Genomic DNA, 11,819 nt, shown 5'->3' on the forward strand with positions numbered 1-11,819 from the left:
GTGACGTTACACCCAGCCCCCGCGCGACATCAGGCCCAGCGACTCCAACTGCTGCCACCCGGCATAGCGCGTGGATTGATCGCACCACAGGGTCGGATCCCCGATCAACGCGTCATAATACCCCTCGTAGAGGTCGGAGTTTTCGAAATGCTCTTTGCGCCCTTTTTCCTCGGCGGATTTGGTCAGGATGTTGGGCAGGAATTTGGTGTGCAGCAGAACGCCACTAGGGGCCTCGGTCCCGGTGTCGTCGTAGACGTGGTTCAGATGCCGCGGCAGAAGGGTATGGGTCGAAGACACGTAGGCGTAGCTGCGATGCCAGTTCACCAAGGGCACCTTGGACAGGGTCGGCGCACGGCGCGGGTCGGCGGAAAAGAACGCGCGCGCACGGGGGCCACCCTGCACCCAGAGGTTCTGCAATTTCGGTTGCCGGGTCGCGACATAGTTCCCGGCATCGAAATACGGCAGGGCGCGGGTCGGATCCTCTCCGGCGCGATAGGCCGTCTGCCCAAGGGCGCCGCGCGGATAGAGATCCAGCATCAGCGCCCCCATCATCCGCCGTCCCCGCAGGTCCAGCCAATCGGTCAACGCGCGCAGGTCGCGGGTGTCATGATGGGCATAGATCAACAGCTCATCCGCATCGAGCGTCAGACACCAATGGCCGTGACCGTACCGCCGCAGCAGAACAGTCAGCCAATCCACGCCAAAGCGCGACGCCTTGTAGCCGTGGGGCGTCGACCAAAGCGAGACGTCCGGCTGGTCGGCCAGCCAGGCGGCGCTGCCATCGGTGCTGTCGTTGTCGACGATCAGGAAATGCGCGACGCCCAGCGCGCGGTGGTGGTCAAGGAACTGCGACAGACGCAGCCCCTCGTTTCGGACGGTGGCAAAGCCCAGAACGTCGCCGGGCCGGATCGTCCCGGTCCGGTCCCTGACGGGGCGCAGTTGCGCACGCTTGCGCAGCGACCGGAGCAACAGGCGACGACGCCTCCAGCGCAGCTTGTAGGCCGTCCAGAGGTCCTGGCCCGTCGCCATCCGGTTATTGCGCGGCGGCCTGGATCGCCGTGATGTCCGACAGGAAGTCGAGCAGATCGTCGCGCAGATCGGGCCGCGCCATACCGAAGGCGACCGTGGCCTGAAGGAAACCCGACTTCGAGCCGCAGTCGTAGCGTTCGCCGGCGAACCGGAACCCGTGCACACCCTCTCCGGAGGAGATTTCCTTGGCGATGGCGTCGGTCAGCTGGATCTCGCCCCCTGCCCCTTCTTTGGCATTGTCGAGGTGGGACATGATGTTCGGGCTCAGGATATAGCGACCGATGACCGCCAGGTTGGACGGCGCCGTGCCCTCGGCGGGTTTCTCGACCATGCCCTTGACCTTGACCGTCGTTCCATTGTCCTCCGAGACGTCGAGAATGCCGTAGGATTTGGTCTTCTCCGGGGCCACTTCCATTGCGGCGACGACGCTGCCACCGGTTTCGGCATAGGCTTCGACCATCTGTTGCAGACAGGGCTTTTCGGCAGCGATCACGTCGTCGGGCAGCATCACGGCAAAGGGTTCATCGCCGATCAGGCGACGGGCGCACCAGACGGCGTGCCCCAGGCCCATGGCCTTGTGTTGCCGGATATAGGCGATCTGGCCGCTGTCCATATAGGTGTGGCGCAGTTCCGCCAGCAGATCGTCCTTGCCGGAATCGATCAGCTTCTGCTCCAACTCCGGCGAATGGTCGAAGTAATCCTCCAGCGCGGACTTGCCGCGCGCGGTGACAAAGATGAATTCCTCGATGCCGGCGGCACGGGCCTCGTCGATGGCGTATTGCACAAGCGGCCTGTCCACGAGGGTCATGATCTCTTTCGGGACCGACTTGGTCGCGGGCAGGAAACGGGTGCCCATCCCTGCCACGGGGAAAATCGCTTTGGTCACCGGCTTCGGCATCGGAAATCCTCTTCTTTGACGTCCCACCCTCTCCGAACTTTGGACCGGGTCGGGGCAAGGGGTATCTTACCCCTGAAATAGCATACTCTTGTTAGACTGCGAATGGCCCGAAACAGTGCCATTCACCAAACACTGCGCAATTACGCCTTTTGCAAATCAACACCGGGCGCATACGCGATGAAGAAAGGGTTGGCGAACCCTTCCTTGCCATATGCCAGCGGGGTGTGATCGTCGAACCGCACCACGTGACCACCGGCACCGGACAGAACCGCGTGGCCGGCTGCGGTGTCCCATTCCATGGTCCGACCCAGACGCGGATAAAGATCCGCCTCGCCCGTGGCGACCAGGCAGAACTTGAGGGACGACCCGGCAGAGCGCATGTCGCTCACCTGATACTTGTTGATGTAATCGTCCGTCGCCTGATCGCGGTGCGACTTGGACGCGACGACAAGCAGGGCCGCGTTATCGGGCCCGGACACGGAAATCGGCGTGCAGGCACCAACCGTTTGCTTGTCGAAGGGACCGGTTTCTTCGACGGTCTGGCCATCGGCACGGGTCCAGAACAGGCGGTTCTTGGCAGGGGCATAGACCACACCGCGCACCGGCGTGCCGTCTTCGACCCAGGCGATATTGACCGTGAAATCGCCCCGGCGCTGCACGAACTCCTTGGTGCCATCCAGCGGGTCGACGATGAAAAAGGTCGATACATCCAGGTTGTGGGTTTCCGACTGCTCTTCGGTGACAACGGCGGCATCCGGGAAGGCCGCAGCCAGACCGGCAGAGATGATGGCATCGGCGGCCTCGTCGGCGGCGGTGACGGGGCTGTCGTCCGACTTGGCCCGGACGTCGAAATCGTCGGCCTGATAGATCTCCATGATCTTGTCGCCCGCTTCCAGCGCCAGACGCCGCAGCGTCACCATCATTCCGTCAAAATCCATCTCTAGAACCTTCCTTAATGCTTCTGGCCTATGAGATCAGGCTTAAATGAGGTGCCCTTCGCCGACCCTCGTCCTTATGCTAAGGACCCCAAGTCGGAGCAAGTACGGAAAGACGTAACAGTGTTTCGGGTCCAGAGACGCCAAACCGCCCTGTCCAGCGCCTTTACCCTGCTGGAGCTGATCTTTCACGCCACCGTGCGCCAGACCCGCAAGGGTCACGGCAACGGGTTGGTCGCGCTTGGCATGAACGTTTTGCAAACGGCCGTGTTCCTGGCCGCTTTCTTTGCGCTGTTCACCCTGCTGGGCATGCGCGGCAGCGCCATTCGCGGTGATTTCCTGCTGTATCTGATGTCGGGCATTTTCCTGTTCCTGACCCATGTGAAAACCGTGGGCAGCATCGCGGGGGCCGAGGGGCCGGCCTCTCCGATGATGAAACACGCGCCAATGAACACCGCCGTCTCGATTGCGGCGGCGGCGCTGTCGGCGCTTTACCTTCAGACGTTGTCCGGGGCGCTGGTGCTGTTCGCCGTCCACGTCGCCTGGCACCCGGTCGAGATTGCGAGCCCGTCGGGAACCGTCATGATGTTCCTGCTGTCGTGGCTGTCGGGGATCGGGATCGGGCTGTGCCTGCTGGCGCTGAAGCCGTGGTTTCCCAACTTCGTACAGATTGCCAATTCGATCTATTCGCGGATGAACATGGTGTTTTCCGGCAAGATGTTCGTGGCCAATTCCCTGCCCAGTTCCTGGCTCGGCTATTTCAGCTGGAATCCGCTGTTTCACACCATCGACCAGTCGCGGGGCTATACCTTCGTCAACTACAACCCGCACTATACCAGTTGGGAATACCCGCTGATCCTGTCGCTTGTGCTGATCCTGATCGGCTTGATGGGAGAGTTCTATACCAAGCGCCACGCTTCCGTGTCCTGGTTCGCCGGGCGCTGAGGCACCGGGCGAAAGGGGGACGTGATGAAGGCTCTGTTGACGACCATCCTGATCTGGCTGGCGTGGCCCGCGCTGGCCACGCAGGACGCCTGGCCCGCGCTGCATGATGTGACCGGTGTTGCGGGCGACGATGTGCTGAACATCCGCGCGACACCAGACGCCAACGCGCCGATTGTCGGCACCTTGGCCCCCGACGCCCGAAACGTGGAGGTGGTGCGCCCAAACGATCCGCTGACCTGGGGCGTGGTGAACACCGCCGAAGGAATGGGCTGGGTGTCGCTGCGGTTCTTGCAACGGCAACCGGCGCAGTATCAGGGCGCGTTTCCGATCCTGGGTCGCTGTCTTGGGACGGAGCCGTTCTGGACGCTGGCTCTGATTGGGGACACCGCGACCTTTTCCACCCCCGAAAGCGAGGAACAGGGAACGGTCCTCGCCCGCCTCGGCTCGCTCAACCGGCGGGACCGGCACGGGCTGCGCCTGTCGCTGAACGACGGCTCCAAGGGAGGCGAGGCGCTGGACGGGGTTATCCGTTGGGAGGCCTGTTCCGACTTCATGTCGGACCGCGAATACGGGCTGTCCTATGACATGATCCGGGGCGACGCCGTGCTGTCTGGCTGCTGCACCCTGGGCCGCTAGGTCACGACCCGCAGGGTCAGGTTGATGCGCCCCGGCGCGTCAAGCAAGGTCGACGTGCCCGGCACGATCCGGTCGACCCCGTGGTGCCGCAACCGCGCCTCCCCCGCCATGACCACCACATCACCAGAGCGGAGCCACAGGCTCTGGGTGCTGCCGCCCTTGTCCCGGTTGCCGATCCGAAACAGCGCATCGTCGCCCAGCGAAATCGACACCACGGGTTGCGCAAAGTCCGCTTCGTCCCGATCCTGATGCAGGCCCATCCGCGCGCCCGGCCCATACCAGTTGACCAAACAGCTTTCGGGTGGGCGCGCGTCCGGCACGACGGCCTGCCAGACCGCCAGGATCGACGCCGGGATCGGCGGCCAGGGCACCCCCTTCGGATGCTCCGGTCCGTAGCGATAGCCGCGCTGATCGGTGATCCAACCAAGCGCCCCGGCAGATGTCATGCGCACCGAAAGCGGCTTGCCCCGGCGGGTCACCGGCGCGACCAAAGGTGCCGCCCGGGCGATTGCACGGACATCCACGACCATCGACGCCTGCGCTTCTGCATCCAGAAAGCCGTCGAAGATCCGGAACCCGCGGACGTTGCGGCCTTGCAAATCCGTCAATTTGTGCCCCTTCACATCCTTGCGAGCCTAAAACCCCCTCACTATATACCCCACGAACCGCGGGCCGGGACCGTCAGGAACCGATCCGCATTCACCTGGGATGAGGACCGGAGTGCCTGTACGGGCTCCGGGACGAGCAAATCGCCAAGAGAGGACTATCTGAAATGGCAAAAGTCATCGGCATCGACCTCGGGACCACGAACTCCTGCGTTGCCATCATGGACGGGTCGCAGCCCCGCGTGATCGAGAATGCAGAGGGCGCGCGCACCACGCCGTCCATCGTTGGTTATACCGAATCCGAGCGTCTGGTCGGTCAGCCCGCCAAGCGGCAGGCCGTCACCAACCCTGAAAACACCGTCTTCGGCGTCAAGCGTCTGATCGGCCGTCGTTTCGACGATGAGCATCTGGCCCGCGACAAGAAGAACCTGCCCTTTAACGTCGTGTCCGGCAACGGCGACGCCTGGGTCGAAATTCGCGGTGAGAAGTATTCCCCCGCACAGGTTTCCGCGCTGATCCTTCAGAAGATGAAGGAAACCGCCGAAAGCTATCTGGGCGAGGACGTGACGCAGGCCGTCATCACCGTGCCCGCCTATTTCAACGACGCACAGCGTCAGGCCACCAAGGACGCCGGTAAAATCGCCGGTCTCGAAGTGCTGCGCATCATCAACGAGCCGACGGCCGCCGCGCTGGCCTATGGTCTCGACAAGAAAGAGACGCGCACCATCGCGGTCTATGACCTTGGCGGCGGCACCTTCGACGTGACGATCCTGGAAATCGACGACGGCCTGTTCGAGGTCAAATCTACGAACGGCGACACCTTCCTGGGTGGCGAAGACTTCGACATGCGGATCGTCACCTACCTGGCGGACGAGTTCAAGAAAGAGCATGGCACCGACCTGACGCAGGACAAGATGGCGCTTCAGCGCCTGAAGGAAGCGGCGGAAAAGGCCAAGATCGAGCTGTCGAGCGCGAACCAGACCGAGATCAACCAGCCCTTCATCTCGATGGGCAGCAACGGCCAGCCGCTGCACATGGTCATGAAGCTGACCCGTGCCAAGCTGGAAAGCCTTGTGGGTGATCTGATCAAGGCCTCCATCAAGCCCTGCAAAGAGGCGCTGAAGGATGCCGGTCTGACCACGTCGGACATCGACGAGGTCGTTCTGGTCGGCGGCATGACCCGTATGCCCCGCGTGATCGAAGAAGTGACGAAGTTCTTCGGCAAGGAGCCCCACAAGGGCGTGAACCCCGACGAGGTCGTCGCCATGGGTGCCGCCATTCAGGCCGGCGTTCTGCAAGGCGACGTCAAGGACGTGGTCCTGCTGGACGTGACCCCGCTGTCGCTGGGCATCGAGACGCTGGGTGGCGTGTTCACCCGTCTGATCGACCGCAACACGACGATCCCGACCAAGAAGTCCCAGGTCTTCTCGACCGCCGAGGACAACCAGAACGCCGTGACGATCCGCGTGTTCCAGGGCGAACGTGAGATGGCCGCCGACAACAAGATGCTCGGCCAGTTCAACCTGGAAGACATCCCGCCGGCCCCCCGTGGCCTGCCGCAGATCGAAGTGACTTTCGACATCGACGCCAACGGCATCGTGTCTGTCGGTGCCAAGGACAAGGGCACCAACAAGGAGCAGAAGATCACGATCCAGGCCTCTGGCGGTCTGTCGGATGCGGATATCGAACAGATGGTCAAGGACGCCGAGGCCAACGCCGACGCCGACAAGTCCCGTCGCGAACTGGTCGAGGCCAAGAACCAGGCCGAGAGCCTTGTGCATTCGACCAAGAAGTCGGTCGAAGAGCATGGCGACAAGGTGGACCCGTCCACCGTCGAGGCGATCGAACTGGCCGTGTCCGCCCTGGAAGAGGTCATGGAAGGCGACGACGCCGACAAGATCAAATCCGGCATTCAGAACGTGACCGAAGCGGCCATGCGTCTGGGTGAGGCGATCTACAAGGCCTCTGCCGGTGACAACGACGGCGGGGAGCCCCCGGTCGACGAAGCCACCGCGGGCGCCGACGAAGAGATCCTCGATGCCGATTTCGAGGACCTCGACGACGACCAGAAGCGGGCCTGATCCTGCACTACGATCACCGCGACAGGCCGGCCCCGACCCGGGCCGGCCTTGTTCGTGAAAGGATGACCCATGGCCAAACGTGACTACTACGAGACGCTTGGCGTCGCCCGCGGCGCAGGCCCAGACGAGATCAAGAAAGCCTTCCGCACCAAAGCGAAAGAGCTGCACCCCGACCGGAATTCGGACAACCCGAACGCCGAGGCACAGTTCAAGGAAGCCAACGAAGCCTACGACGTCCTGAAGGACGCCGAAAAGAAGGCCGCCTACGACCGCTTCGGCCACGCCGCCTTCGAAGGTGGCATGGGCGGCGGCGGTCCCCGGCGTCCGCATCCCGGCGCGCAGGGGCAGGGCGATTTCGCCTCTGCTTTCTCGGACGTGTTCGAGGATCTGTTCGGCGACTTCATGGGTGGACAGCCCGGCGGCGCCGGTCGCGGTGGCCGTCCTCGTGCCACCCGAGGGTCCGACCTGCGCTACAACATGCGCATCACCCTCGAAGAGGCATTCAACGGCGAGCAAAAGACGATCACCGTCCCCACCGCCGTGCAATGCGGCAAGTGCGAGGGCAAGGGCACCGAAGGCGCGTCTGAACCCGCGACCTGTCCAACCTGTGCGGGTATGGGCAAGGTACGGGCGCAACAGGGCTTTTTCACCGTCGAACGCACATGCCCGACCTGTTCCGGGGCCGGTCAGATCATCAAGAATCCCTGCGACAAATGCGGCGGCGTCGGTCGGGTCGAGAAAGAGCGGCAGCTGTCGGTCAACATCCCCGCAGGCGTCGAAACCGGCACCCGTATCCGCCTGTCCGGCGAGGGCGAGGCCGGGCTGCGCGGCGGGCCGACGGGCGATCTTTATATCTTCATCGAGGTGGAGGATCACCCGATCTTTCAGCGCGACGGGGTCAACCTGTACTGCCAGGTACCGGTGTCGATGACCTCTGCTGCGCTCGGCGGTGAGGTCGAGGTGCCCACCATCGACGGTGGCCGCTCCCGCGTGAAGGTGCCAGCCGGGTCACAGACCGGGCGTCAGATGCGTCTGCGCGGCAAGGGCATGCCTGCCCTGCGCGGCGGTGCCACAGGTGAGATGTATATCGAACTGGCAATCGAAACCCCGGTGAACCTGACCACCAAGCAGAAAGAGCTCCTGCGGGAGTTCGAGAAGATCGGCGAGGACAACAATCCCCAGGGGGATAGTTTCTTTCGCAAGGTCAAAGGGTTCTGGGACGGCATGACGCAATGATCAGCGTCTGATCTGAACGAAAGGGGCACCCGGTCGGGTGCCCCTTTGCGTTAGCGGTGCGCCTGAAAGAACCGCAGCATTTCGGCTGTGGCATCGGGTCCCGCAGGGTCGGCGTGACTGCCGCTGCGGTCGCCGCCAGACCAGGCGTGGGCCAATCCATCGACTTGCCACAGCTCGGACGGTTGCGAATGGCCCGTGGTCGGCATCACGGTCACGCGGGTGGTGCGCCCGCCTGTGGTAACGGTTCGCATGGTGCCGCCCCCCGACAGGATCGCCGTGCCATTGGCCGGGGCAACCGTGCGGTCGCGGTCACCGTGGAACACGATCGCGGGCACCGCCAAGGGCGCGCGTCCTTGGCCCCCCGACCCCATCGCGGAAAACGCGGACCCGACATCCCGCGCACAGCCAGCCGGCAGGCCGGAATGAACCCCGACCGAGCTCACCAGATCCGAATAATGCGTGCCCAGCACAGCCGCCATGGCCCCCCCGGCGGACAGGCCCGCAACATGGACGGGCCGATCCCCGACCTGGGTCAGGGTCGCCTTTATCACGCTGGCGATTGCAGCTGGTTCCCCGCCGCGCCCCTGATGGCCCGGCTCGAACCAGTTCCAACACAGGTTGGCATTCGCCGCGCGCGATTGCTCGGGCCAGATGACATGGGCCCCGATCTGCGCGGCGGCGGCGTTCATGCGCGTGCCGGTGGAAAAGTCCTCAGGCGTCTGGGTACAACCGTGCAGCATCACGATCAGCGGGGCGTCATCCTGCGGCCTGTCCGGGGTGAACAGACCATAGGGCAGGGCACCTGACTGCCGGGACCAACTGCCGCTCTGTCGATCCTTGCCGGGCGTGACGGGCCGTTTGGGTCGCATTGTCTTGGCCCGCTTTGGCGACGCGGGTCCGGGCAGGGCGCGGGCCTGGGGTGTCACGTCCTTCATGGGGCGATCGGGCTGACTGGCTGGCGTGCCCGACAATCGGGCCTGGATCGATTCCGTCGCCTCGACCAGCTTGCCTGATCGCACCAGGTTCAGAATATCCGTCATGTCCGCCATAGGGACCCCCATTTCCCGGTCCCCAACAGCAGGTCCGCTCCAACAGGTTATGCTGCAGTGCAGAAAAAACAAGTGCAACTGCAGCATAATGACATTTGTTTACCTCAGCCTCCGACCCTGCAGGCCGCCAGCAGCGCCATGTTCAGGATGTCGCTGGCCGTCGACCCGGTCGAGGCGATCTGAACCGGCCGATCCACCCCCGTCAGGATCGGACCAATTACCGTGGCCCCCGCCATTTCCTGCATCAACTTGACCGAGATACTGGCCGAGTGTCTTGCCGGAACCACCAGAACATTGGCCGGGCCGGTCAGGCGCGAGAACGGATAATGCGCCGCCACGTCCGGGTTCAGGGCCACATCGACGGTCATCTCGCCTTCGTATTCGAAATCGGCTCCCCGTTCCTCCAGGACTCTGGGGGCCAGATGCATCTTGGTCGCGCGTTCACTGACCGGATAGCCAAAGGTGGAAAAGCTGACGAAGGCCACGCGCGGCTCCATCCCCAGACCGCGCGCCACGCGGGCACCCGCCTCGGCGATGGTGGCCAGATCCTCTTCCTCGGGCCATTCGTGGACCAGGGTATCGCCCATCAGGACGATCCGACCCCGGTGCAGCAGGGCCGTGATGCCGACCGCCTCGGCGTTGTTCTGAATGTCGAAGACATGGCTCAGCAGGCGGATCGCATGGGCCGATTTGCGCGTGGCACCGGTGACCAGGCCGTCACCGTGGTCATGGGCCAGCATCAGCGCCGCAAACACATGCCGGTCGCGCGTGGCCAACCGATGCACATCCTGCGCGTCGTAGCCCTGCCGCTGCAGGCGCGCATAGAGAAACTCCTTGTAGGCGTCCAAATGCCGGGTGTTGGCGGCGTTCACGACCTCCAGCTCGCGCACGGCATCGCCAAGGCCTGCGGCCTCCAGCTTTTCGCGCACATCGTCGGGGCGCCCCACGACCAGCGCCTTGCCGTATCCGTTGCGTTGATAGGCCACGGCGGCGCGCAACACGCGGGGGTCGTCGCCCTCGGCAAAGATCATGCGGGCCTGCGCCTGTCGGGACCGGCTGCTCAGCCCCTGAAGGATCGATGCGGTCGGGTCCATCCGCGCGGCCAGCGCGTTGGCATAACCCTCCATATCGACGATCGGGCGGCGCGCGACACCGGTGTCCATGCCCGCGCGGGCCACGGCGGGCGGGATTACGTGAATCAGGCGCGGATCAAAAGGCGTGGGGATGATGTAGTCGCGCCCAAAGGTCAGCTTGCGGCCATAGGCCATGGCGACCTCATCTGGCACATCCTCCCGGGCGAGTTCGGCCAAGGCCTCGGCACAGGCGATCTTCATCTCGTCGTTGATGGCGCGGGCATGAATGTCGAGCGCGCCCCGGAACAGATAGGGAAAGCCCAGGACGTTGTTCACCTGGTTCGGATAGTCTGACCGCCCTGTGGCGACGATGGCATCGGCCCGGACCTCATGCGCCTCCTCCGGGGTGATCTCCGGGTCGGGGTTGGCCATGGCAAAGATGACGGGGTTTTCCGCCATTTTCGACACCATCTCGGGCGTGACGGCCCCCTTGGCCGAAACGCCAAGAAAGACATCGCAGCCGTCCATCGCCTCGTCCAGCGTGCGCAGCTTGGTGGCGACGGCATGGGCCGACTTCCACTGGTTCATCCCCTCGGTGCGGCCCTGATAGATGACGCCCTTGGTGTCGCACATGATGCAGTTCTCGTGCCGCGCGCCCATGGATTTCAGCAGCTCCAGACAGGCGATCCCCGCCGCACCCGCGCCGTTCAGCACGATCTTGACGTCCTCGATCCGCTTGCCCGACAGGTGCAGCGCGTTGATCAGGCCCGCTGCACAGATCACCGCCGTGCCATGCTGGTCGTCATGAAAGACGGGGATGTCCATCTCTTCCTTAAGACGGCTTTCGATCATGAAGCATTCAGGGGCCTTGATGTCCTCCAGGTTGATGCCACCGAACGACGGCCCCATCAGCTTCACCGCGGCGACAAAGGCGTCGACCTCTTCGGTGTCCAGCTCGATGTCGATGGAATTGACGTCGGCAAAGCGTTTGAACAGAACCGCCTTGCCCTCCATCACCGGTTTGGAGGCCAGCGCGCCCAGGTTTCCCAACCCCAGAACGGCAGTTCCGTTCGAGATGACGGCCACCAGATTGCCCTTGGTCGTGTAGTCATAGGCAAGGCTGGGATCTTCGGCGATCCGTTCGCAAGGCACGGCCACGCCCGGCGAATAGGCCAGCGACAGGTCGCGCTGCGTGGCCATCGCGGTCGAGGCGTTGATCTCGATCTTTCCGGGCCGAGGCTCCAGGTGATAGGCAAGCGCCTCTGCGTTGGTGATCTTGGTGCGTCCGGCCATGTCGTTCCTCCCGTTGTTCGGATGGTGTAGCGGACGGAA

Annotated in this window: 10 protein-coding genes; 4 read left to right on the top strand and 6 right to left on the bottom strand. The window is 63.8% G+C overall.

Translation table 11 applies throughout. The annotated features are described in order from the left end of the window. Nucleotides 1–6 precede the first annotated feature (6 nt). The 3 genes from K3551_RS03035 to cysQ form a co-directional block, all read right to left on the bottom strand. Nucleotides 7–1,029: a glycosyltransferase family 2 protein gene (locus K3551_RS03035; protein WP_259917567.1), complete on the bottom strand. Its 1,023-nt coding sequence runs from the start codon at nt 1,027–1,029 to the stop codon at nt 7–9. A 4-nt stretch (nt 1,030–1,033) separates the two neighbouring features. Continuing rightward, nucleotides 1,034–1,927 carry a UTP--glucose-1-phosphate uridylyltransferase GalU gene (gene galU, locus K3551_RS03040; RefSeq protein ID WP_259917569.1) on the bottom strand — a complete coding sequence of 298 codons (894 nt, stop codon included), beginning with the start codon at nt 1,925–1,927 and terminating at the stop codon, nt 1,034–1,036. 140 nt (nt 1,928–2,067) lie between these two features. Continuing rightward, nucleotides 2,068–2,865, bottom strand: coding sequence for a 3'(2'),5'-bisphosphate nucleotidase CysQ (gene cysQ, locus K3551_RS03045; protein ID WP_259917570.1), 798 nt, complete (start codon nt 2,863–2,865; stop codon nt 2,068–2,070). A gap of 120 nt (nt 2,866–2,985) precedes the next feature. On the opposite strand from cysQ, the gene K3551_RS03050 reads away from it, so the two are divergent. Together K3551_RS03050 and K3551_RS03055 are read left to right on the top strand one after the other, a co-directional pair. Then, entirely contained in the window at nt 2,986–3,807 is an 822-nt protein-coding gene (locus K3551_RS03050) for an ABC transporter permease (protein WP_259917571.1), read from the top strand. Between the two features lie 24 nt (nt 3,808–3,831). Then, nucleotides 3,832–4,443: a COG3650 family protein gene (locus K3551_RS03055; RefSeq protein ID WP_259917572.1), complete on the top strand. Its 612-nt coding sequence runs from the start codon at nt 3,832–3,834 to the stop codon at nt 4,441–4,443. On the opposite strand, the gene K3551_RS03060 is transcribed toward K3551_RS03055, so the two are convergent. Further along, on the bottom strand, nt 4,440–4,973 hold the full coding sequence (locus K3551_RS03060; protein WP_409197419.1) for an alpha-ketoglutarate-dependent dioxygenase AlkB family protein: 534 nt from the start codon (nt 4,971–4,973) through the stop codon (nt 4,440–4,442). The two genes, K3551_RS03055 and K3551_RS03060, sit on opposite strands and share 4 nt — an antisense overlap. A 242-nt stretch (nt 4,974–5,215) precedes the next feature. Between K3551_RS03060 and dnaK the strand changes: the two genes are divergently transcribed. After that, nucleotides 5,216–7,129: a molecular chaperone DnaK gene (gene dnaK / locus K3551_RS03065; protein WP_259917575.1), complete on the top strand. Its 1,914-nt coding sequence runs from the start codon at nt 5,216–5,218 to the stop codon at nt 7,127–7,129. Between the two features lie 69 nt (nt 7,130–7,198). Beyond that, the gene (dnaJ, locus tag K3551_RS03070) at nt 7,199–8,365 is read left to right on the top strand and encodes a molecular chaperone DnaJ (protein WP_259917576.1); all 1,167 of its coding nucleotides are present in this window, start codon (nt 7,199–7,201) and stop codon (nt 8,363–8,365) included. A 50-nt stretch (nt 8,366–8,415) separates the two neighbouring features. Here dnaJ and K3551_RS03075 read toward each other — a convergent pair whose 3' ends face one another. After that, on the bottom strand, nt 8,416–9,414 hold the full coding sequence (locus K3551_RS03075) for a PHB depolymerase family esterase (protein ID WP_259917578.1): 999 nt from the start codon (nt 9,412–9,414) through the stop codon (nt 8,416–8,418). A 104-nt stretch (nt 9,415–9,518) separates the two neighbouring features. Beyond that, complete coding sequence (locus K3551_RS03080; protein ID WP_259917581.1) at nt 9,519–11,780, bottom strand: NADP-dependent malic enzyme; 2,262 nt, start codon at nt 11,778–11,780, stop codon at nt 9,519–9,521. Nucleotides 11,781–11,819: the final 39 nt, after the last annotated feature.

The sequence above is a fragment of the Jannaschia sp. M317 genome (assembly GCF_025141175.1).
In the GTDB taxonomy this organism is placed as follows: Bacteria; Pseudomonadota; Alphaproteobacteria; order Rhodobacterales; family Rhodobacteraceae; genus Jannaschia.

What these genes read in the sequence shown, in the direction of transcription:
- K3551_RS03035 (WP_259917567.1), bottom strand. Translation starts at nt 1,029, where the DNA reads ATGGCGACGGGCCAGGACCTCTGGACGGCCTACAAGCTGCGCTGGAGG.
- galU (WP_259917569.1), bottom strand. Translation starts at nt 1,927, where the DNA reads ATGCCGAAGCCGGTGACCAAAGCGATTTTCCCCGTGGCAGGGATGGGC.
- cysQ (WP_259917570.1), bottom strand. Translation starts at nt 2,865, where the DNA reads ATGGATTTTGACGGAATGATGGTGACGCTGCGGCGTCTGGCGCTGGAA.
- K3551_RS03055 (WP_259917572.1), top strand. Translation starts at nt 3,832, where the DNA reads ATGAAGGCTCTGTTGACGACCATCCTGATCTGGCTGGCGTGGCCCGCG.
- K3551_RS03060 (WP_409197419.1), bottom strand. Translation starts at nt 4,973, where the DNA reads ATGGTCGTGGATGTCCGTGCAATCGCCCGGGCGGCACCTTTGGTCGCG.
- dnaK (WP_259917575.1), top strand. Translation starts at nt 5,216, where the DNA reads ATGGCAAAAGTCATCGGCATCGACCTCGGGACCACGAACTCCTGCGTT.
- dnaJ (WP_259917576.1), top strand. Translation starts at nt 7,199, where the DNA reads ATGGCCAAACGTGACTACTACGAGACGCTTGGCGTCGCCCGCGGCGCA.
- K3551_RS03075 (WP_259917578.1), bottom strand. Translation starts at nt 9,414, where the DNA reads ATGGCGGACATGACGGATATTCTGAACCTGGTGCGATCAGGCAAGCTG.
- K3551_RS03080 (WP_259917581.1), bottom strand. Translation starts at nt 11,780, where the DNA reads ATGGCCGGACGCACCAAGATCACCAACGCAGAGGCGCTTGCCTATCAC.